Genomic DNA, 19,988 nt, shown 5'->3' with positions numbered 1-19,988 from the left:
GGCGGCCGTGCGGTCGAGGCGATCTTCAATCCGGGCGCTGTGCCCGCTATGGTCCGTTCACCGAGACAGGGGGTCTCTGTGCAACGAATCCGGGTTCTGGTGGTCGACGACCACCGCATCTTCGCCGAATCCCTGGCCGCCGCGCTGGCCGCGGAAGTGGACGTGGACGTCGCGGCGGCGGGCAGCGCCCCGGCGGCGCTGCGAAATCTGGACCGCGCCGCCGCCGACGGCCGCCGCTTCGACGTGCTGCTCGCGGACGCCGACCTGGCCACGCCGCTGCTCGCGGTGCCGCCACAGCCGTCCGCACGCGACGGCGCGCCCCGCGAGGGCGTGCCCCGCGGCTGCCCGCTGGACGGCATCGCGCTGGTCTCCGGCCTGCGCTCCAGCCACCCGTATCTGCGGACCGTGGTCCTCGCCGACCGCGACGACCCACGCCGGGCCGCCGCGGCCCTCCTGGCCGGCGCCTCCGGCTGGGTCGCCAAGGACTGCTCGCTCTCCCGGCTGCTCGCCGTCATCCGCGGTGTGCTGCGCGACGAGACGCATCTGCCGCCCGCGCTGCTGACCGGCGTCCTGCGGGAGCTGACGGCCGCCCGCAAGCACCGTACGGAGAGCGAGCGGCTGGTGGAGTCGCTGACCCCGCGCGAGCGCGAGGTGCTGCGCTGCATGGTGGCGGGGCTGGGCCGCAAGGCGGTCGCCGAGCGGCTGTTCCTCTCCCCGCACACCGTCCGTACGCACATGCAGAACGTGCTCGGCAAGCTCGGGGTGCACTCCACCCTCGCGGCGGTGGCCCTGGCCCGCCGGGCCGGGGTCGGCCCGGTCGAGCTGGAGCCGGCCGCGGCGGGCCCGGTCACGCTGCCCTGAGGGGCGGCCGGCACCCGGCACGGGTCATTCCGTGCCGGGTGCCGGGCCGGTCAGCACGGCCACCCCCCGGGCGGCCAGCGCCACGTGCTCCACGGCCGCCGCCCGGGGCGCCAGCGCATCCCGCATCGGCCCCGGCAGCCCCACCTCCACGGCCTGCGTCCCGTGGTTGAGCAGGAAGAGGTACCGCCCGCCGGCACCCTCCCGTACGGCCGCCTGCACCCCCGCCGGCAGCCCCGGCAGTACGGGCACCACCCCGGCGACCTCGCGGACGTCGTCCAACAGGGTCCGCAGCAGCGCCGGTTCGAGGCGGGTGCCGAGGTACCAGACGGTGCCCCGCCCGTAGTCGTGCCGGGTCACCGCGGGCCGCCCCGCCAGCTCGCCGTCCGTGAAGCGGGCGAGGGCCTCGGCCCCCTCCAGGTCGATCTCCTCCGACCAGAGGTCCGCCCGCCCGGCGTACGCTCCCCCGAGGTCCCGGCTCCTCCCCCACTCTCGGCTCCGCTCGACCGGGGGGACCCCCATGACCAGAGAGGTACCCCCACCGCCGACCCCCACCGACCGGCCCTCCGCCAGCGGCCAGAACTCCGCCACGCGCAACCCCAGCAGCTCCCGCAGCGGGGCCGGATAGCCCCCGGGGTGCACCCGGTCGTGCTCGTCGACGATCCCCGAGAAGAACGACACCACCAGCCGCCCGCCGTCCCGTACGTAGGCCGCCAGCCGCTCCGCGTCCCGGGCCGTCACCAGATACAGGTTCGGGACCACGACCAGCCGGTACCCCGACAGCTCCCGCTGCGGCGGCACCACGTCGCAGGCCACCCCCGCCTCGAAGAGCGGCCGGTAGTGCTCCAGCGCGATCCGGGAGTGGTCCAGCGCGGTCGACGGCCGGGAGTCCAGCTCCAGCGCCCACCAGCTGTCCCAGTCCGCCAGCAGTGCCACCGACGCCCGCGACCGGGTCCCTTCGATGCCCGGAACCGACGCCAACTCCCTTCCGAGATCGGATACTTCACGCCACGTACGGGTGTCCGTCCCGCCGTGCGGCAGCATCGCCGAGTGGAACTTCTCCGCCCCGCCCAGCGACTGCCGCCACTGGAAGAACAGCACCGCGTCCGCCCCCTGCGCCACCGCCTGCCAGCTCCACAGCCGCATCGCGCCGGGCGGCTTGGGCCCGTTCCGGGGCCGCCAGTTGACCGCACCGGCCGCCTGCTCCAGCAGCAGCCAGGGCTGCCCGCCGCGCGCCGACCGCATCAGGTCGAAGACGTACCCGGCCCGTACGTGCTCGTCCGCCGCGTACGGGTCCTGGTAGAAGTCCAGCGCCATCGCGTCCAGGTGCGGCGCCCAGCCGAACGCGTCGACCGGCTTGTGCTGCGGCATCAGGTTGGTGGTGACCGGCACCTCCGGCGCCAGCCGCGCCAGCACCGCCTTCTCGGCCAGGTAGCAGGCCCGCAGCGCGTGGTCGCCGAAGCGCAGATAGTCCAGCTGCTGCGCCGGGTTGGGGAAGGTGGGCGCGGTCCGCGGCGGCAGCACCTCGTCGAAGTCCCCGTACGCCTGCGACCAGAAGGCCGTCGACCAGGCGTCGTTGAGCGCGTCCACGCTCCCGTAGCGGGTCCGCAGCCAGACCCGGAAGTCCTCCGCCGACACCTCGCAGAAGCACTGCCGGGTATGGCACCCGTACTCGTTGCCCACATGCCACATGGTGAGCGCCGGATGCTCCGCGTAGCGGGCGGCGAGCTGCTCCACCAGCCGTACCGCGTACGCCCGGTAGACCGGGCTCGACGGGCAGAAGTGCTGCCGCGCCCCGGGCCAGCGGCGCTGCCCGTCCGGCCCCTCCGGCAGGATCTCCGGGTGCGCGCGGGCCAGCCAGGGCGGCGGCGAGGCGGTCATCGTCGCCAGGCACACCTCGATCCCGGCCCCCGCCAGCCCGTCCAGCACCCGGTCGAACCAGCCGAAGTCCCATTCCCCGGACCGGGGTTCGACCTTCGCCCAGGAGAAGATGCCGGCCGTGACCGTGGTGACGTGGGCCGCCTTCATCAGCGCCAGGTCCTCGGTCCACACCTCCTCGGGCCACTGCTCGGGGTTGTAGTCGCCGCCGAATCGGATGCCCATCGGACCCCCAGGGTCGCAGTCGAGGTTTCCGCCTCACGAAGAGTTCTTGTACACGCTCCACCCGCCGTCCACGACCAGGCTCGCCCCCGTCACGAACGACGCCTCGTCGGACAGCAGGAACGCGATCGCCGCCGCGACCTCCTCGGGCCGCCCCAGCCGCCGCGCCGCGGTCTGCGCCGCGCTGGCCTGCCGGTCCGCCTCCCCGACGCCGTCCCAGGCCGCGGTCAACACCGGCCCCGGCAGCACGCTGTTGACCCGCACCTCGGGCCCGTACTCCACCGCCAGCTGCCGCCCCAGCCCGGTCAGCCCGGCCTTCGACGCGGCGTAGGCGGGCCGCCCCGGCAGCCCGACCAGCGCGTGCACCGACGACGTCAGCACCACCGACCCGGCGCGCGCCCGCAGATCGGCCAGCGCGGCCCGCACCCCGAGAAAGGATCCGGTCAGATTCACCGCCAACTGCCGCTCCCAGTCGGCCAGCGGCGTCTCGTCGGCCGCCGCGATGTACGGCAGATACGCGTTGCCGACCAGCCCGTCCACCGGGCCGTACCGCCGCCGTGCCGCCTCCACCGCCCGCCGCCAGTCGCCCTCGTCGGCCACATCGCAGTGCTCGTACGAGGCCCGCCCGCCGGCCGCCCGGATCCGCCGCGCGGTGTGCTCGCCGCGCGCGTCGTCGATGTCCAGCAGCAGCACTCCGGCGCCCTCGGCCGCCAGCCGGTCCGCGGTCGCCGCCCCGATCCCGCCGGCCGCCCCGGTCACCACGACCGTACGGCCCGCGAACCGCCTGCCGTACGGACCACCGGTCACCGAGCTCGTCTCGTGCTGGCTCATGCCGCGATCCAAGCCCACCCGGGGGCGGCCGGGCAAGTGGACACGGGGACGGGCGGGTTGGGTGTGCTCCGCTGTGCTCCGGCGGGCCCTAGCCGGGAATGTTGTCGAACGGCCCGGTCAACCGCCGTAGCAGACCGGCCAGTTCCTGCCGCTGCTGCCGCGAGAGCTCGGCCAGAATCGCCCGCTCCTGGGCGAGCAGTCCGGCCAGGGACTGGTCGGCCTTGTCGCGGCCCTTGGCGGTCAGCCGGACCAGCACGCCGCGCCGGTCGCTGGGGTCGGGCAGCCGCTCGACGAGTTCCTTCTTGGCGAGCCGGTCGATGCGGTTGGTCATCGTGCCGGAGGTGACGAGCGTCTGCGTCAGCAGGGCGCCGGGGGAGAGCTGGTAGGGCGCGCCGGCCCGCCGGAGCGCGGTGAGCACATCGAACTCCCAGGGCTCCAGCCCCACCTCGGAGAACGCCAGGCGGCGGGCCCGGTCCAGATGTCTGGCCAGCCGGGAGACGCGGCTGAGGACCTCAAGCGGCTCCACGTCGAGGTCCGGGCGCTCGCGGCGCCATGCTGCCACCAGTCGATCGACCTCGTCCTCCATGACGATCAGTGTAAAGGGTCTGTCGATGTGAAGTCTCTTGATGTTAAGTATCTTGACGTCCAGATATATTTTGCTGGACTATTGGGAATCGTCGCCGCGAGCTCGGAATCCACCCGAGCTGACCAGAACACGCCCTGACGACATCCGGCACCGCACTGTGCCGGCCCTGCATCAGCAGAGGGGTTTTCGAACATGCACGACGCACCAACCTGGGATCCGCAGCAATATCTGCACCATTCCGGGCACCGCACCCGGCCTTTTCACGACCTCCTCGCCCGGATACCACAACTGCCGCGGCCGGGACGCCCCGCCCGCATCGCCGACCTGGGCTGCGGCCCCGGCAACGTGACGGTCCAGCTCGCCGACCGCTGGCCCGACGCGCACATCACCGGCTTCGACAACTCTCCCGAGATGCTGAAGGAAGCCGAGACCTACGCCGGCCCGACCCCCGGCGGCGGCCACCTGGACTTCGCCCCGGCCGACGCCGCCGACTGGACCCCCGAAGAGCTTTTCGACCTGATCGTTTCCAACGCCGCGCTGCAATGGGTCCCCAACCATCCGGACTCCTTCGCCCGCTGGGTCGACGCGCTCGCCCCCGGCGGCACCTTCGCCTTCCAGGTGCCCGGGAATTTCACGTCGCCCAGCCACGCCCTGCTCGGCGAACTCTGCGACTCCCCGCAATGGCGCGAGCGCCTCGATACCCACGGCCGCCGCTTCGTCCACATCCTCGAACCCGCCGACTACCTGGAGCGCCTCACCGACCTCGGCTGCACCACCGACGTCTGGGAAACCACCTACGTCCAGCTCCTCCAAGGCGACGACCCGGTCCTCGACTGGGTCAAGGGCACCGCCCTGCGCCCCGTCCTCACCGTCCTCGAAAACGACCCGGAGGCACGCGAGGCCTTCCTCGCCGAATACCGGGACGCGCTGCGCGAGGCGTACCCCACCGGCCGACACGGCACGGTCTTCCCGTTCCGCCGCATCTTCGTCGTGGCCCGGAAGCTCCCGACCCCTACCGCCTGACACTGCCCGACCCGCGATGAGCACCGGCCTCGGCCACATCCAGCTCGCCGCCTGCCTGGGGAGGCATGGAGAAGGCTGCTGGTTCGAGGCCGGCGCGGCACCGTCCGCGCCGGCGCCGGGGTCTCCCCGCCGGGGCGGGGCGAGCGGCTCTAGTTCTTGCGATGCCCTATCAGCCGCGGCTTGGCCTCCAGATTGCCCAGCCCGTGCCACGCCAGGTTCACCAGGTGCGCCGCCACCTCCGCCTTCTTCGGCTTACGGGTGTCGACCCACCACTGGCCGGTCAGGGCCACCATGCCGACCAGGGCCTGCGCGTACAGCGGGGCCAGCTTCGGATCGAAACCGCGGGCCTTGAACTCCAGGCCGAGGATGTCCTCGACCTGGGTGGCGATATCGCTGATCAGGGACGCGAAGGTGCCGGTCGACTGGGCGACCGGCGAGTCGCGGACGAGGATGCGGAAGCCGTCCGTGAACGTCTCGATGTAGTCGAGGAGCGCGAACGCGGCCTGTTCGAGCAGCTCGCGCGGATGGCCGGCGGTCAGCGCACCGGTCACCATGTCCAGCAGCTGCCGCATCTCGCGGTCCACCACCACCGCGTACAGCCCCTCCTTGCCGCCGAAGTGCTCGTAGACCACGGGCTTGGACACGCCGGCCTTGGCGGCGATCTCCTCGACGGACGTGCCCTCGTACCCGCGCTCGGCGAACAGCGTGCGGCCGATGTCCAGCAGCTGCTCCCGGCGCTCCGCACCGGTCATCCGCACCCGGCGCGCGCGCCGGCCCCCGGACGTCGAGGACGCGGAGGACTTTCCCTTGCCGTTGTTCGCGCTGCTGCTGTCGATCGCCACCCGTCAATCATGCCGCCTGCGCGGCCTTCTCCTTGCCTCGGGCGCTCTCCTTGCGCCGGGCGTCGATCCGCGCCGCGTTCGGCCAGCGCACGTCGTACGCCCAGCCGGCCCGCTCGAACCAGCGGATCAGCCGGGCGCTGGAGTCCAGCTGGCCCTTCATGACCCCGTGCCGGGCGCAGGTCGGGTCCGCGTGGTGGAGGTTGTGCCAGGACTCGCCGCAGGACAGCACCGCCAGCCACCACACGTTGCCGGAGCGGTCGCGGGACTTGAAGGGGCGCTTGCCGACCGCGTGGCAGATCGAGTTGATCGACCACGTGACGTGGTGCAGCAGCGCCACCCGCACCAGGGAGCCCCAGAAGAACGCGGTCAGCGCGCCCTGCCAGGACCAGGTGGCCAGCCCGCCGACCAGCGGCGGGATCAGCAGCGACACCGTCGTCCACAGGACGAACTGGCGGGAGACGGTCCGGATCGCCGGGTCCTTGATCAGGTCGGGGGCGTACTTGTGCTGCGGGGTCTGTTCCTCGTCGAACATCCAGCCGATGTGTGCCCACCACAGGCCCTTCATCAGCGCGGGCACGGTCTCGCCGAAGCGCCAGGGGGAGTGCGGGTCGCCCTCCGCGTCGGAGAACTTGTGGTGCTTGCGGTGGTCCGCCACCCAGCGGACCAGCGGACCCTCCACCGCCATCGACCCCATGATCGCCAGCGCGATGCGCAGCGGGCGCCGCGCCTTGAAGGCGCCGTGCGTGAAATAGCGGTGGAAGCCGATGGTGATGCCGTGGCAGCCGATGTAGTACATCGCCGTCAGCAGCCCGAGATCGAGCCAGCTCACCCCCCAGCCCCAGGCCAGCGGGACCGCGGCGACCAGCGCCACGAACGGCACGGTGATGAACAACAGCAGGGTGATCTGTTCCAGCGATCGGCGCCGCTCGCCGCCCAGCGTCGCGGACGGCAGGGCGGACGGTGGGGGAGAACCGGCGGGCGCGTCGAGCTGTAGCGGTGACTCTTCGACGGCTTCAGAACCAGCGGTCATGTGGTGTCCCTCGTCGGGGGCTCGGGGGCACGGCTACGGCCTACGGGACCGTAACCTACGGTTTCGTAAGTATGGCAGCGACGCCGCCGCGGGCAAGGCCGTGACAGGCCCCCGGCCCCCGCCCGCCACGGCGGCTGCCCACCCTGCGGACGGTGTGATCCGCCGCCTATGGGGACACCTATCCTGGGGTCGTCGGACAGCGCGGTCCGCCACAAGCCCAGACGTGCTCAATGACTGCACCATCACTGCAAGGAGCCGCACCTGTGAGCAGTGCCGACAACACCCCCGCCGAGAACGTGTCCGAAAACCCCGACGGCGCCACCAGCGACAACGTCGCGCTGCGTGCCGACATCCGCCGCCTCGGCGACCTCCTCGGCGAGACCCTCGTACGGCAGGAGGGACAGGAGCTGCTGGACCTCGTCGAGCGGGTCCGTGCGCTGACCCGCTCCGACGGCGAAGCCGCCGCCCGGCTCCTCGGCGACACCGACCTCGCCACCGCCGCCAAGCTGGTCCGCGCCTTCTCCACGTACTTCCACCTGGCGAACGTCACCGAGCAGGTGCACCGCGGTCGCGAGCTGCGCGCCAAGCGGGCCGCCGAGGGCGGCATCCTCGCCCGCACCGCCGACATGCTCAAGGACGCCGACCCCGAGCACCTGCGGGCCACCGCCCGCAACCTCGGCGTCCGCCCGGTCTTCACCGCGCACCCCACCGAGGCCGCCCGCCGCTCCGTCCTCACCAAGCTCCGCAAGGTCGCCGAGCTCCTGGACCGCACGGATCCCAGCGAGCGCCGCCGCGCCGACGTCCGCCTCGCCGAGAGCATCGACCTCATCTGGCAGACCGACGAGCTGAGGGTGGCCCGCCCGGAGCCCACCGACGAGGCCCGCAACGCCATCTACTACCTCGACGAGCTCGGCCGCGGCGCGGTCGGCGACGTCCTCGAAGATCTCGCCGCCGAGCTGGAGCGGGCCGGCGCCCGGCTCCCCGCCGGCACCCGCCCGCTCACCTTCGGCACCTGGATCGGCGGCGACCGCGACGGCAACCCCAACGTCACCCCCCAGGTGACCTGGGACGTCCTGATCCTCCAGCACGAGCACGGCATCACCGACGCGCTGGAGCACGTCGACGAACTGCGCGGTGCGCTCTCCAACTCCATCCGCAACTGCGGCGCCACCGACGAGCTGCTGGAATCCCTCCAGCGGGACCTCGACCTCCTCCCGGAGATCAGCCCCCGCTACAAGCGGCTCAACAGCGAGGAGCCCTACCGCCTCAAGGCCACCTGCATCCGGCAGAAGCTGGTCAACACCCGCGGCCGGCTCGCCGGCGACACCCCGCACGTGCCCGGCCGCGACTACCTGGGCACCGCCGAGCTCCTCGACGACCTGGCGATCATCCAGACCTCGCTGCGCGAGCACCGCGGCGGCCTGATCGCCGACGGCCGCCTGGAGCGCGTCCTGCGCACCATCGCCGCCTTCGGCCTCCAGCTCGCCACCATGGACATCCGCGAGCACGCCGACGCCCACCACCACGCCCTCGGCCAGCTCTTCGACCGGCTCGGCGAGGAGTCCTGGCGTTACGTGGACATGCCGCGCGACTACCGCCGCAAGCTCCTCGCCAAGGAACTGCGCTCCCGCCGCCCGCTGGCCCCCACGCCCGCCCCGCTCGACGCGGCCGGCGCCAAGACCCTCGGCGTCTTCCGCACCATCCTCAAGGCCAAGGAAACCTTCGGCCCCGAGGTCATCGAGTCGTACATCATCTCCATGTGCCAGGGCTCCGACGACGTCTTCGCCGCCGCCGTCCTGGCCCGCGAGGCCGGCCTGATCGACCTGCACGGCGGCTGGGCCAAGATCGGCATCGTGCCGCTGCTGGAGACCACCGACGAGCTCAAGATCGCCGACCAGCTGCTGGACGAAATGCTCGCCGACCCCTCCTACCGGCGGCTGGTCGCCCTGCGCGGCGACGTCCAGGAGGTCATGCTCGGCTACTCGGACTCCTCCAAGTTCGGCGGCATCACCACCTCCCAGTGGGAGATCCACCGCGCCCAGCGCCTGCTGCGCGACGTCGCCCACCGGCACGGCGTACGGCTGCGCCTCTTCCACGGCCGCGGCGGCACCGTCGGCCGCGGCGGCGGCCCCTCGCACGACGCCATCCTCGCCCAGCCCTACGGCACCCTCGAAGGCGAGATCAAGGTCACCGAGCAGGGCGAGGTCATCTCCGACAAGTACCTGGTCCCCTCCCTCGCCCGGGAGAACCTCGAACTGACCGTCGCGGCAACGCTCCAGGCATCCGCCCTGCACACCGCACCCCGCCAGTCCGACGAGGCGCTGGCCCGCTGGGACGCCGCCATGGAGACCGTCTCCGAGGCCGCCCACGGCTCCTACCGCCGCCTCGTCGAGGACCCCGACCTGCCCGCGTACTTCTTCGCCTCCACCCCGGTGGACCAGCTCGCCGAGCTGCACCTGGGATCGCGCCCGTCGCGCCGCCCGGACTCCGGCGCCGGCCTCGACGGACTCCGCGCCATCCCCTGGGTCTTCGGCTGGACCCAGTCCCGCCAGATCGTCCCCGGCTGGTTCGGCGTCGGCACCGGCCTGAGGGCCGCCCGTGAAGCCGGGCTCGGCAGCGTCCTGGACGAAATGCACGAGCACTGGCACTTCTTCCGCAACTTCCTCTCCAACGTGGAGATGACCCTCGCCAAGACCGACCTGCGGATCGCCCAGCACTACGTCGACACCCTCGTCCCCGACGAGCTCAAGCCCGTCTTCGACGTCATCAAGGCCGAGCACGAACTGACCGTCCAGGAAGTCCTCCGCATCACCGGGGAACGCGAACTCCTCGACTCCAACCCGGCCTTGAAGCAGACCTTCCACATCCGCGACGCCTACCTGGACCCGATCTCCTACCTCCAGGTCTCCCTCCTGCACCGCCAGCGCCAGGCCGCCGCCCACGGCGAGGAAGCCGACCCGGTCCTCGCCCGCGCGCTGCTCCTGACCGTCAACGGCGTCGCCGCCGGCCTCCGCAACACCGGCTGACCCGGCCCCGCACACGACAGCGGCCCGCCCCTCGGACAAGAGGGGCGGGCCGCCGCCGTACACCTGCATCCACGGCATCCACGTCGCTCACAGCGTCGCGAAGGCCGCCCCCAGCAGCGCCGCCCCCAGCAACCCCATCGCCCACGCCGTACGCCGCAGTCGGAGTCCGCCCGCCACCACCAGCGCCGCCAGCAGCAGCGACCCGCCGAACGGCACCCACGCGTGCAGCACACCGCCCGGCCCCGTCCGCACCGCCCGCGTGGAATCCGGCCGCAGCGCCACCGCGACCCGCTCGCCCTTCTTCACCGCCGTCTGCGCGACCGACACCTGCTGCCGCTTTCCGCCCGCGTCGGCCGGGACGAACGGTCCCGTACAGCGATCCGCGGCACATGCCGCGACCGTCATCGTGCCGCGCTCCCGCCCCTTGGCGAGCATCGCGTACCGCGCCGTCTGCCACGACGTCCACACCCCCGCCACCAGCAGCAGCAGCGCCAGCAGCGCCATCAGCCCGGTCCGGGCGACAAGCAGCACCCCGAAGGCGCTCTCGCCGAACCGCCGGGAACGACTGCGTCTGATCGAACCGGTCCGCCTGTTGCGACTGGGCATGGCGGCGATCCTTGGCCATCCCGCCGCGCCCGGTCAACCTCCGCCCGGCCTTTCGTCAGGCCATGCCCCGCACTGCCCCATTCACGAGTTGTACGTGCTCTGCGCCCGTTCCAGACCCTCCAGGACCAGGGCCTCGACCGCATCGGCCGCCCGGTCCACGAAGTAATCCAGCTCCTTGCGCTCCGCCGACGAGAAATCCTTCAGCACGAAATCCGCCACCGGCATCCGGCCCGGCGGACGCCCGATCCCGAACCGCACCCGGTGGTAGTCCGCACCCAGCGACTTCGTGATCGACTTCAGGCCGTTGTGCCCGTTGTCCCCGCCGCCCAGCTTCAGCCGCAAGATGCCGTAATCAATGTCCAACTCGTCATGCACCGCAATGATGTTGGCCACCGGAACCTTGTAGAAATCCCGCAGCGCGGTGGTCGGCCCGCCCGACAGGTTCATGAACGACATCGGCTTGGCGACGACCACCCGGCGGCTCGACGGCCCCGGCGGACCGATCCGCCCCTCCACCACCTGCGCCCGCGCCTTGTGCGCCTTGAAACGCCCGCCCGTCCGCTCCGCGAGCAGATCCGCCACCATGAAACCCACATTGTGGCGATTGGCCGCGTACTCCGGCCCCGGATTTCCCAGCCCCACAATGAGCCAAGGGCTGTCTGCGCCCGCCATCTCCGCCATTTCCGCGTCTCCTTGAAAGCAGTCAACCGCCGCCCCGCGCCAGAGCACGGGACAGCGGTTGAAAGAGTATTCCGGATATTCCGGAACGAGCGATCAGGCCTCCGCGCCCTCACCCTCGGCGGCCTCCTCGGCCGGAGCCTCGGCCTGCGCGGCGACGACCTGGAGCACCACGGTGTCGTCCTCGACGGCCAGCGAGACACCGGCGGGCAGCGCGATGTCCTTCGCCAGCACCGAGTGGCCGGCCTCCAGGCCCGCGACGGAGACCGACACGGACTCCGGGATGTGGGTGGCCTCGGCCTCGACCGGCAGGGTGTTCAGCACGTGCTCCAGCAGGTTGCCGCCCGGCGCGAGCTCGCCCTCGGTCTGGATCGGGAGCTCGACGGCGACCTTCTCGCCCTTCTTGACGGCCAGGAAGTCCACGTGGACCAGGAAGCGGCGGATCGCCTCACGCTGCACGGCCTTGGGGATGACCAGCTCGCCGCCGCCCTCGCCCTCCAGGCGGATCAGCGGGTTCGGGGTCTTCAGGGCCATCATCAGCGCGTGGCTGTCGATCGCGATGTGCTTCGGCTCGGCACCGTGACCGTAGACGACCGCCGGAACCTTGGCCTCGCGACGCAGGCGGCGGGCGGCGCCCTTGCCGAAGTCGTTACGGGCCTCAGCGGTGAGCTTGACCTCAGCCATGACTGCACTCCTCGTATCTCAGAAACATCTGCGGGGCGTCACCCGGCCCACGACAGACCTGCTACGAAGAGCGCGTCGATAACGGACAGCCACCGCAAAAAGGCGGCCTCCCTCGCCGAGCAACTCGATGAGTCTACCCGGCGGGAAGGCCGCCCCAAAATGGATCTCCGGTGCCTCCGGTGCGGGCCACCACCCGCACCGGACTACCGGATCCGGCTCACTGCTCCTCGAAGAGGCTCGTCACCGAGCCGTCCTCGAACACCTCGCGGAGCGCCCGCGCGATGGTCGGTGCCATCGACAGCACCGTGATCTTGTCCAGCTCCAACTCCGAAGGCGTCGGCAGCGTGTTCGTGAACACGAACTCGCTCACCTTCGAATTCTTCAGCCGGTCCGCGGCCGGGCCCGACAGCACACCGTGCGTCGCCGTCACGATCACATCCGCCGCACCGTTCGCGAACAGGGCGTCCGCCGCCGCGCAGATCGTGCCGCCGGTGTCGATCATGTCGTCGACCAGCACGCACACCCGGTCCTGCACATCGCCGACGACCTCGTGGACGGTGACCTGGTTCGCCACGTCCTTGTCGCGCCGCTTGTGCACGATCGCCAGCGGCGCGCCCAGCCGGTCGCACCAGCGGTCCGCGACCCGCACCCGGCCCGCGTCCGGCGAAACCACCGTCAGCTTCGAGCGGTCGACCTTCGCGCCGACGTAGTCCGCGAGGACCGGCAGCGCGAAGAGGTGGTCCACCGGGCCGTCGAAGAATCCCATGATCTGGTCCGTGTGCAGATCGACCGTCACCACGCGGTCGGCACCCGCGGTCTTCATCAGATCCGCGATCAGCCGCGCCGAAATCGGCTCCCGGCCGCGGTGCTTCTTGTCCTGGCGCGCGTACCCGTAGAACGGACAGACCACGGTGATGCTCCGGGCCGAGGCCCGCTTCAGTGCATCGATCATGATCAGCTGTTCCATGATCCACTTGTTGATCGGAGCCGTGTGGCTCTGGATCAGAAAGCAGTCCGCGCCACGCGCCGACTCCTGGTAGCGGACATAGATCTCGCCATTCGCGAAGTCGAAAGCCTTCGTCGGGACCAGGCCCACACCCAGCTGGTGCGCGACCTCCTCGGCAAGCTCGGGGTGGGCGCGGCCGGAGAAGAGCATCAGCTTCTTCTCGCCGGTCGTCTTGATCCCGGTCACAGCAAATCTCCTTGCATCACAGTTTGCGTGCGCTCATCACGGTACGCCCCGCACGGCATACCCTTCGGCACAGTCACCGCTCGCCCTCGGACTTCCGATCCGAGCCCTGACCGGACTCCTGGCGAGCAGACGAAGCGGCCTGCGCGGCGGCGCTCCCGGGCCGCTTGCGCGCGACCCAGCCCTCGATGTTCCGCTGCTGGCCGCGCGCGACCGCCAGCGAACCCGGGGGCACATCCTTGGTAATGACCGAACCGGCGGCGGTGTACGCGCCGTCCCCGATCGTGACAGGCGCCACAAACATGTTGTCCGAGCCCGTCTTGCAGTGCGAACCGACCGTCGTGTGGTGCTTTGCCTCACCGTCGTAGTTCACAAACACGCTTGCCGCACCGATGTTGGTGTACTCGCCGATCGTCGCATCGCCCACGTAGGACAGATGCGGCACCTTCGTGCCCTCGCCGATCTGCGAGTTCTTCATCTCGACGAACGTCCCGGCCTTCGCCTTCGCGCTCAGCACCGTCCCCGGCCGCAGATACGCGTACGGACCCACCGACGCCCCGGGCCCGACCTCCGCGCCGTCCGCGACGGTGAACGAGACCGACGCGTCCGCGCCGACCCGGGTGTCCGTCAGCCGCGACTGCGGACCCACCTCGGCGCCCGCACCGACGTGCGTGGCACCCAGCAGCTGCGTCCCCGGCAGCACCGTCGCGTCCTGCTCGAACGACACCGTCACATCCACCCACGTCGTGGCCGGATCGACGACCGTCACGCCGGCCAGCATCGCCCGCTCCAGCAGCCGCGCGTTCAGCAGTCGGCGCGCCTCCGCCAGCTGCACGCGGTTGTTGATCCCCAGGATCTCCCGGTGGTCCGCCGCCACCGCGGCGCCGACCCGGTGCCCGGCCTCGCGCAGGATCCCCAGCACGTCGGTGAGGTACTCCTCGCCCTGGCTGTTGTCCGTGCGCACCTTGCCCAGCGCATCGACCAGCAGCCGCGCGTCGAAGGCGAACACCCCGGAGTTGATCTCCCGGATCGCCCGCTGCGCCTCGGTCGCGTCCTTGTGCTCGACGATCGCGGTCACCGCGCCGGAGACCTCGTCCCGCACGATCCGCCCGTACCCGGTGGAGTCCGGGACCTCGGCGGTCAGCACGGTGACGGCGTTCCCGTCCGCCCCGTGGGTGTCGCTCAGGTTCTTCAGCGTCTCGCCGGTCAGCAGCGGGGTGTCGCCGCACACGACGACGACCGTGCCGTCGAGGGCGGCTCCGCTGCCGCGCAGCTCCTCCAGCGCCGTGCGCACGGCGTGCCCGGTGCCGTTCTGCTCGTGCTGTACGGCGGTGCGGACGGCGGGGTCTACCTCGGCGAGGTGCTCCCGCACCTGCTCACGGGCGTGGCCGACGACCACGACGAGATGCTCGGGGTCCAGTTCGCGGGATGCGGCGACGACGTGTCCGACGAGGGAGCGTCCGCAGATCGCGTGCAGGACCTTGGGGGTCGTCGACTTCATGCGGGTTCCCTCACCCGCTGCGAGAACGACGACGGCGGCCGGGCGGTTGGCGCTCACGGGGATGCCCTTCGGCTTCTTGGCTACTTCGGGTGGTGGTCACCCGAAGGATACCGGGGCGTTTTGCGGAGGAAACGAGGGCGGGTCCTGACCGAGTGGTCAGGACCCGCACCGTGCCGTTTCCGGCGTGTGCTCCCCCGCCAGGACTCGAACCCGGACATAAGGCACCAAAAGCCTCAGTGCTGCCAATTACACCACAGGGGATAGAAAAGCGATTCAAACCGGACATTACGTCAGGCCGGTCGCTTGGCACCCACCACTATGCCGTACCACCAGCCTCCGACGCGACGGTATGGGCCGGCGCCGTCCGGAACGCGGCTTACGGGCGGCCGTCGCACCCCTCTCCCCGGCGTTCCCGCCTCCCCGGCGCTCTCGCGAATGCGGCGGACGGCAGAAAGGCGAACGATTCCGCAGCTCACGGGATATCTGGCCGGAACGGGCGGTAATGGGCCGGACCCGTGCCGGGACACTGACCCGGGGAACGGACGGCGGCGCCCGTACGCTGGTCGGTATGACCGCAACGGGGGCAAGTGAGAACGTGGCTGCGCGCGGGAGGCCGGGGGGCGGTCCCTGGTGGTGGGCGCGGCGGCGCAGCGCCGTGCTGGACGTGCTGCTGGCGGTGGCGTCCGCGGCGGAGTGCATGACGGAAGGGGCTCCGTTCGCGCACACGGTGGGGGTGCCCGAGGCGCTCGGGGTGCTGCTCGGCCTGGTGGCCGGGCCGGTGCTGCTGGTGCGCCGTAAGTGGCCGGTCGTCGTGGTGCTGGTCTCGATCGCCGTGATGCCCGCCGAGATGGGCGGGCTGCTGAGCGTGGTGGGCCTGTACACGCTCGCCGCGTCGGACGTGCCGCGGCGGATCACCGGGCTGCTGGCCGGGATGACGGTGACGGGGACGCTGGTGACGACGTTCCTCAGTCTGCGGCAGGACGTGGCGGCGCAACACGACTTCAATCCGCCGGTCTGGGTCGTGCCGGCGATGGCGCTGGCGGTGGCGGTGGTCCTGACGGCGCCGCCGGTGCTGTGGGGGCTCTACATCGGCGCCCGGCGGCGGCTCGTGGAGAGCCTGCGGGAGCGGGCGGACGGTCTGGAGCGCGAGTTGTCGCTGCTCGCGGACCGCGCCGAGGAGCGGGCCGAGTGGGCCCGTAATGAGGAGCGCACCCGCATCGCGCGGGAGATGCACGACGTGGTCGCGCACCGGGTGAGCCTGATGGTGGTGCACTCGGCGGCGCTGCAAGCGGTGGCGCTGAAGGATCCGCAGAAGGCGGCGAAGAACGCGGCGCTGGTCGGGGACATGGGGCGGCAGGCGCTGACCGAGCTGCGGGAGATGCTGGGGGTGCTGCGGACGGCCGAGGGGCCGGCGGTGCGCGGTGCCGCCGGGTCGGACGAGCCGGAGCGGCTGGTGGCGGTGGCGTCGCAGGCGGTGCGGCCGGCGCCGGAGGACGGACCGGCGGACGGGGCCGGTGCGGCGGCGCCGGGGGAGCCGGACGGGGACGGACCCTGCCTGGCGGAGCTGGGGGATCTGGTGGGGCAGTCCCGGGCGGCCGGGATGGCGGTGGAGCTGTCGGTGGAGGGCGCGGCCGGGGCCGCGGAACACGGTGCCGTCGCCGCGGGCGGCGGTGGCGGGCGCCGGTATGCGGCGCGGGTGGAGCAGACCGTCTACCGGGTGGTGCAGGAAGCGCTGACGAATGTGCACAAGCACGCGCCGGGCGCGCGGGCGCGGGTGCGGCTGGCGCACCGGGCCGGCGAGGTGGCGGTGCAGGTGGAGAACGGTCCGTCGGAGCGCGGGGCGGCGGACGCCGGGCTGCCGAGCGGGGGCAACGGCCTGGTCGGAATGCGGGAGCGGGTGACGGCGCTGGGCGGCGTCTTCGTCTCGGGTCCTACGGACGCGGGGGGTTTCCGGGTGTCGGCGGTGGTGCCGGTGGCCGGTGCGGGCGCCGGGGCCGCGGCCGGCTGAGGCGGACGGTGAGGTGCCCTGCGGTGCGGGGCGTAGCCGTTCCCGGCCCGTTTTCCGTGTGCTGCCCGCTGCTCCGCTGCGGCTGGTCCGCTCAGTCCGCCGAGACCGTCAGCCGGCTCGGGCGGGTGCCCAGGACGAGGGTGCTCAGGGCCTGGTCGAGGTCCGGGCCCAGGTACCAGTCGCCGGTGTGGTCGAGGCTGTAGACGCGGCCCTCGGTGTCGATGGCGAGGGCGGCCTGGGGGTGGGCGGCGCCGTGGGCGGTCTTGGTGTCGCGGAGTTCTTCCCGGCCGAGGGGTGCCACGTCGGTTCCGAGGGCGCGGCCGAGGTCGCCGAGCGTGCGGGCGAGGTGGAGGCCGTGCAGCGGGTCGATGACGAACGGGGTGGGGGCGATGTGGCGGCCGGGCCCGGGGCCCTTGATGTGCAGGCCGCCGAATTCGGCCCAGGCCTCGACGGCGGCGGCGAAGACGGTGTGGCGGTGGCCGGCGGGGGAGGTGTGGGCGCGGAGCGTGTCGGCCCAGTGCTCGGCCTGCTTTATGTCCCAGCGGCCGGGCTGCCAGCCGGCGTCCTGGAGCGCGACGTCCACGGCGGCGGGGAAGCGGGTGGAACCGGTGCGGTCGTGGGCGGGGGTGCGCGGCGTGGGGGTCGGCGGCATGGCGGCGGTCAGCTCCCTTGGGGCGTCGTCGCCCCGATGGGCATGACGCCGAAGTGGGCGAGGAGGGCGTCGCAGGAGCGGCACGGCGGTGCGTAGCTGCCGTGCTCGGGGTCGCCGTCCTCGCGGATGTGGCGTGCGGTGATCTTGGAGTGTTTCAGGGAGCGGCGGGCCTCGCCGTTGGTGAGGGGCTTGCGGGAGGCGCGTTTGCCGCGGTTGGCCTCGACGGCGGTGAGGTGCCGGGAGAGCAGGACGGCCTCGGGACATCGCCCGGTGAAGCGGTCGCGCCGGTCGGTGGCGAGGGTGTCGAGGAAGTCCTGTACGAGGGGGTGCAGGGTGGGGGGCTGTTCCGCCTTGCTGGCCGTACAGGTGAGGGTTTGTCCGCGTACGGACAAGGCGGCGCCGGTGGTGGGGAGGATGCCGTCGCGGCGGTGGCGGAGCGTGGGCGCGCGGTCGGTGTCGGCGGTGCCGCTCCAGCCGATGCGGGGGTCGCCGGTGGCGCGGGGGTCTCCGGTGGTCGATGTGTGGTGTGCGGTGGTGCTCATGGTGGTGCTTCCCTCCCTGCAATCCCCCGGTTGCGGAGTCAGACTGCCAAATGTGCTGGGCGTTGCGGTAGTCGGGCACGCTGTCGGGGATGTCACTGGGGTGTGACGGTTCGTCGGATGCTCGGTAACGGGGCTGGTGGGCGCGGTGCGGCGGGGTGGTGCCGGGGGTGGTGGGGGGCCGGGTGACGCTGGTGTGTCGCCGGGCTGACGTGGGTGGGCAGGGGCGACGGGCGGGCGTTGCGGCACCGCATAGGCTGTGCCCCAAAGCCAGCTTCAGCCAGGGGGCAACCGCGATGACGACAGGTCGGCAAGGGCTGGGGGCGCATCCCGGCCTCCAGGCCGGAGGACGTCCCGTGCCACCGAACTCGGCCTATGCCGGGCAGGTCGTGCATTTCCCGGATCCGGTGCGTGCCGCGCGGTATCCGGCGGGGGTGCGGATGGACGGGAGCGGTTTCCCGGACTTCTCGCCGTACGCCCGGGCGGCGGCGGAGATCGCGGAGCCGCCGGAGGGCTTCGGCGTCGACGAGCTGCGGCTGACCGACTATGTGTCGGCGAACGCGGCGCTGCATGCACAGGGTCACGAGCTGTGGATAGACGTGCCCCCGGTGGCGACGCCGCACGGCTGGACCTGGCACCACGTGGCGGGCACCCGGCGCATGGAGCTGATCCCGGTCGAGGTGAAGGCGCTGCTGCGGCACCACGCGGGGCTGGCGACGGCGGCGGTGGCGCACGACAAGCGGGGCACCCGGCCGTTGCAGGAGACCCGGCCGGTGCACTTCGGGCTGCCGCGGCGCGAGTTGTCGGTGGGTGAGGAGCAGCTGGCGCAGGCCGAGGAGGCGCTGGGCTACCGGCTGCCGGGCGCGTACCGGTCGTTCCTGAAGGCGGCGGGCGGCTGCGCGCCGGTGGGCGCGGCGCTCGACGCGGAGCTGGGGCTGCTGGTCGACCAGCCGTTCTTCACGGTGCGCGACGACGCGGCGGTGAACGATCTGGTCTACGTCAACAAATGTCTGCGGGACCACTTCACCAAGGACTATCTGGGAGCGGCGTTCGTGCAGGGCGGTGTGGTCGCGGTGAAGGTGCGCGGCGAGGGGCTGGGCTCGGTGTGGTTCTGCCCGTACGACGATGCCCGGGACCGGGACGGTCTGGCGGTGCAGGAGCGGGTGGCGCAGCTGATGCTGCCGTGCGGTGCGGATTTCGACGCGTTCCTGGAGCGGCTGGCGGGCAATCCGCCGGAGCTGGAGACGGTGGCGAACCTGATGGTGGACGGCGGCTTCGCGTACGCCGTGCCGGTGGGGGGCTGATCTCGGTGGTGACGTTCGCGCAGGCGCAGGAGCGCGCGGAGCAGTGGGTGAACGGCGATGTGCCGGCGCCGCTCCAGCGCGAGGTGCGGGTAAGGGAGTTCGACCTGGGCTTCGTGGCCTGGGCGGAGGACCGCGAGGGCGGTCCGGGCGGTGACGGCGGGCGCAGCCGGCTGGTGATCGCCCGGGACAGCGGGGAGACCACGCTGTGGCCGGGGCTGCCGGTGGGCGAGGTGATCCGCCGGTACGAGGAGGAGTACGGCACGCCGGTCGACGGCGGGCACGCGGCGGAGGCGCCACAGCGGATCGATCTGGAGGCCACGTCGTTCTTGCTGACGCCGCCCGAGTGGTTGCAGGAGGCGGCGGACGCGATCGGGATCGGCGGGCGGAAGGCCACCGGTGACGGTGCCGGGCCGCAGACCGGCCCGGCGCCCGGCTCCGATGCGGGTTCCGGTTCCGGTGCGGGTCCCGTCTCCGGTTCCGGTCCGGCCCCCGCGGACGCCTGGGCCGAGGTGAACGTGAACCCCACCGCGC

Annotated in this window: 18 protein-coding genes and 1 tRNA gene; 6 read left to right on the top strand and 13 right to left on the bottom strand. The window is 72.1% G+C overall.

Going from position 1 to position 19,988, the window contains the following annotated elements:
* Positions 1-78: 78 nt before the first annotated feature.
* Positions 79-861: a response regulator transcription factor gene (locus IEZ17_RS28845; RefSeq protein WP_189305196.1), complete on the top strand. Its 783-nt coding sequence runs from the start codon at positions 79-81 to the stop codon at positions 859-861.
* A 24-nt stretch (positions 862-885) separates the two neighbouring features.
* Here IEZ17_RS28845 and IEZ17_RS28840 read toward each other — a convergent pair whose 3' ends face one another.
* From IEZ17_RS28840 to IEZ17_RS28830, 3 genes are all read right to left on the bottom strand, one after another.
* Positions 886-2,961 carry a beta-galactosidase gene (locus IEZ17_RS28840; protein ID WP_189305194.1) on the bottom strand — a complete coding sequence of 692 codons (2,076 nt, stop codon included), beginning with the start codon at positions 2,959-2,961 and terminating at the stop codon, positions 886-888.
* 33 nt (positions 2,962-2,994) lie between these two features.
* Positions 2,995-3,789, bottom strand: coding sequence for an SDR family NAD(P)-dependent oxidoreductase (locus tag IEZ17_RS28835; protein ID WP_189305192.1), 795 nt, complete (start codon positions 3,787-3,789; stop codon positions 2,995-2,997).
* 88 nt (positions 3,790-3,877) lie between these two features.
* Positions 3,878-4,375 (bottom strand): MarR family winged helix-turn-helix transcriptional regulator, encoded by a 498-nt coding sequence (locus tag IEZ17_RS28830; protein ID WP_043264677.1) that lies wholly within the window; start codon positions 4,373-4,375, stop codon positions 3,878-3,880.
* Between the two features lie 192 nt (positions 4,376-4,567).
* Here IEZ17_RS28830 and IEZ17_RS28825 point away from each other — a divergent pair, with 192 nt between their 5' ends.
* Positions 4,568-5,398 carry a trans-aconitate 2-methyltransferase gene (locus tag IEZ17_RS28825; protein WP_189305190.1) on the top strand — a complete coding sequence of 277 codons (831 nt, stop codon included), beginning with the start codon at positions 4,568-4,570 and terminating at the stop codon, positions 5,396-5,398.
* A 149-nt stretch (positions 5,399-5,547) separates the two neighbouring features.
* Here the strand turns inward: IEZ17_RS28825 and IEZ17_RS28820 are convergent, their stop codons facing one another.
* Positions 5,548-6,234: a TetR/AcrR family transcriptional regulator gene (locus tag IEZ17_RS28820; RefSeq protein ID WP_159509726.1), complete on the bottom strand. Its 687-nt coding sequence runs from the start codon at positions 6,232-6,234 to the stop codon at positions 5,548-5,550.
* A 13-nt stretch (positions 6,235-6,247) separates the two neighbouring features.
* Positions 6,248-7,270 (bottom strand): acyl-CoA desaturase, encoded by a 1,023-nt coding sequence (locus tag IEZ17_RS28815; protein WP_189305187.1) that lies wholly within the window; start codon positions 7,268-7,270, stop codon positions 6,248-6,250.
* 263 nt (positions 7,271-7,533) lie between these two features.
* Here IEZ17_RS28815 and ppc point away from each other — a divergent pair, with 263 nt between their 5' ends.
* Positions 7,534-10,296 carry a phosphoenolpyruvate carboxylase gene (gene ppc, locus IEZ17_RS28810; protein ID WP_189305185.1) on the top strand — a complete coding sequence of 921 codons (2,763 nt, stop codon included), beginning with the start codon at positions 7,534-7,536 and terminating at the stop codon, positions 10,294-10,296.
* Between the two features lie 87 nt (positions 10,297-10,383).
* Here ppc and IEZ17_RS28805 read toward each other — a convergent pair whose 3' ends face one another.
* The 6 genes from IEZ17_RS28805 to IEZ17_RS28780 all read right to left on the bottom strand — a co-directional run bounded on the left by IEZ17_RS28805 (position 10,384) and on the right by IEZ17_RS28780 (position 15,215).
* The gene (locus IEZ17_RS28805; protein ID WP_189305183.1) at positions 10,384-10,902 is read right to left on the bottom strand and encodes a hypothetical protein; all 519 of its coding nucleotides are present in this window, start codon (positions 10,900-10,902) and stop codon (positions 10,384-10,386) included.
* Positions 10,903-10,983: 81 nt separating this feature from the next.
* Entirely contained in the window at positions 10,984-11,574 is a 591-nt protein-coding gene (pth, locus tag IEZ17_RS28800; protein WP_373299975.1) for an aminoacyl-tRNA hydrolase, read from the bottom strand.
* A gap of 102 nt (positions 11,575-11,676) precedes the next feature.
* On the bottom strand, positions 11,677-12,264 hold the full coding sequence (locus IEZ17_RS28795; protein WP_189305179.1) for a 50S ribosomal protein L25/general stress protein Ctc: 588 nt from the start codon (positions 12,262-12,264) through the stop codon (positions 11,677-11,679).
* 217 nt (positions 12,265-12,481) lie between these two features.
* Positions 12,482-13,456 (bottom strand): ribose-phosphate diphosphokinase, encoded by a 975-nt coding sequence (locus IEZ17_RS28790; protein WP_159503381.1) that lies wholly within the window; start codon positions 13,454-13,456, stop codon positions 12,482-12,484.
* Positions 13,457-13,529: 73 nt separating this feature from the next.
* Complete coding sequence (gene glmU / locus IEZ17_RS28785; protein ID WP_189305177.1) at positions 13,530-15,011, bottom strand: bifunctional UDP-N-acetylglucosamine diphosphorylase/glucosamine-1-phosphate N-acetyltransferase GlmU; 1,482 nt, start codon at positions 15,009-15,011, stop codon at positions 13,530-13,532.
* A gap of 132 nt (positions 15,012-15,143) precedes the next feature.
* Positions 15,144-15,215: transfer RNA gene (locus tag IEZ17_RS28780), tRNA-Gln, on the bottom strand.
* 307 nt (positions 15,216-15,522) lie between these two features.
* Between IEZ17_RS28780 and IEZ17_RS28775 the strand changes: the two genes are divergently transcribed.
* Positions 15,523-16,962, top strand: coding sequence for a sensor histidine kinase (locus IEZ17_RS28775; RefSeq protein WP_189305176.1), 1,440 nt, complete (start codon positions 15,523-15,525; stop codon positions 16,960-16,962).
* A 91-nt stretch (positions 16,963-17,053) separates the two neighbouring features.
* Here IEZ17_RS28775 and IEZ17_RS28770 read toward each other — a convergent pair whose 3' ends face one another.
* Both IEZ17_RS28770 and IEZ17_RS28765 read right to left on the bottom strand, forming a co-directional pair.
* A complete protein-coding gene (locus tag IEZ17_RS28770; protein WP_189305174.1) occupies positions 17,054-17,614 on the bottom strand; it encodes an SUKH-3 domain-containing protein in 561 nt (186 codons plus the stop codon).
* Positions 17,615-17,622: 8 nt separating this feature from the next.
* Positions 17,623-18,156 (bottom strand): YwqJ-related putative deaminase, encoded by a 534-nt coding sequence (locus tag IEZ17_RS28765; RefSeq protein WP_189305170.1) that lies wholly within the window; start codon positions 18,154-18,156, stop codon positions 17,623-17,625.
* Positions 18,157-18,449: 293 nt separating this feature from the next.
* Here IEZ17_RS28765 and IEZ17_RS28760 point away from each other — a divergent pair, with 293 nt between their 5' ends.
* Positions 18,450-19,457 (top strand): SMI1/KNR4 family protein, encoded by a 1,008-nt coding sequence (locus IEZ17_RS28760; RefSeq protein ID WP_189305168.1) that lies wholly within the window; start codon positions 18,450-18,452, stop codon positions 19,455-19,457.
* A 5-nt stretch (positions 19,458-19,462) separates the two neighbouring features.
* The coding region (locus tag IEZ17_RS28755; protein WP_506005264.1) for an SUKH-4 family immunity protein at positions 19,463-19,988 on the top strand (526 nt) is incomplete at its 3' end.

Origin of the sequence: Streptomyces albospinus, assembly GCF_014648695.1 — a bacterium.
GTDB classification, from domain to species: Bacteria; Actinomycetota; Actinomycetes; order Streptomycetales; family Streptomycetaceae; genus Streptomyces; species Streptomyces albospinus.
This window is presented reverse-complemented; position numbering and strand designations above follow the sequence as displayed.

What these genes read in the sequence shown, in the direction of transcription:
- IEZ17_RS28840 (WP_189305194.1), bottom strand. Translation starts at nt 2,961, where the DNA reads ATGGGCATCCGATTCGGCGGCGACTACAACCCCGAGCAGTGGCCCGAG.
- IEZ17_RS28835 (WP_189305192.1), bottom strand. Translation starts at nt 3,789, where the DNA reads ATGAGCCAGCACGAGACGAGCTCGGTGACCGGTGGTCCGTACGGCAGG.
- IEZ17_RS28830 (WP_043264677.1), bottom strand. Translation starts at nt 4,375, where the DNA reads ATGGAGGACGAGGTCGATCGACTGGTGGCAGCATGGCGCCGCGAGCGC.
- IEZ17_RS28825 (WP_189305190.1), top strand. Translation starts at nt 4,568, where the DNA reads ATGCACGACGCACCAACCTGGGATCCGCAGCAATATCTGCACCATTCC.
- IEZ17_RS28815 (WP_189305187.1), bottom strand. Translation starts at nt 7,270, where the DNA reads ATGACCGCTGGTTCTGAAGCCGTCGAAGAGTCACCGCTACAGCTCGAC.
- IEZ17_RS28805 (WP_189305183.1), bottom strand. Translation starts at nt 10,902, where the DNA reads ATGCCCAGTCGCAACAGGCGGACCGGTTCGATCAGACGCAGTCGTTCC.
- pth (WP_373299975.1), bottom strand. Translation starts at nt 11,574, where the DNA reads ATGGCGGGCGCAGACAGCCCTTGGCTCATTGTGGGGCTGGGAAATCCG.
- IEZ17_RS28795 (WP_189305179.1), bottom strand. Translation starts at nt 12,264, where the DNA reads ATGGCTGAGGTCAAGCTCACCGCTGAGGCCCGTAACGACTTCGGCAAG.
- IEZ17_RS28775 (WP_189305176.1), top strand. Translation starts at nt 15,523, where the DNA reads ATGACCGCAACGGGGGCAAGTGAGAACGTGGCTGCGCGCGGGAGGCCG.
- IEZ17_RS28770 (WP_189305174.1), bottom strand. Translation starts at nt 17,614, where the DNA reads ATGCCGCCGACCCCCACGCCGCGCACCCCCGCCCACGACCGCACCGGT.
- IEZ17_RS28765 (WP_189305170.1), bottom strand. Translation starts at nt 18,156, where the DNA reads ATGAGCACCACCGCACACCACACATCGACCACCGGAGACCCCCGCGCC.
- IEZ17_RS28760 (WP_189305168.1), top strand. Translation starts at nt 18,450, where the DNA reads ATGACGACAGGTCGGCAAGGGCTGGGGGCGCATCCCGGCCTCCAGGCC.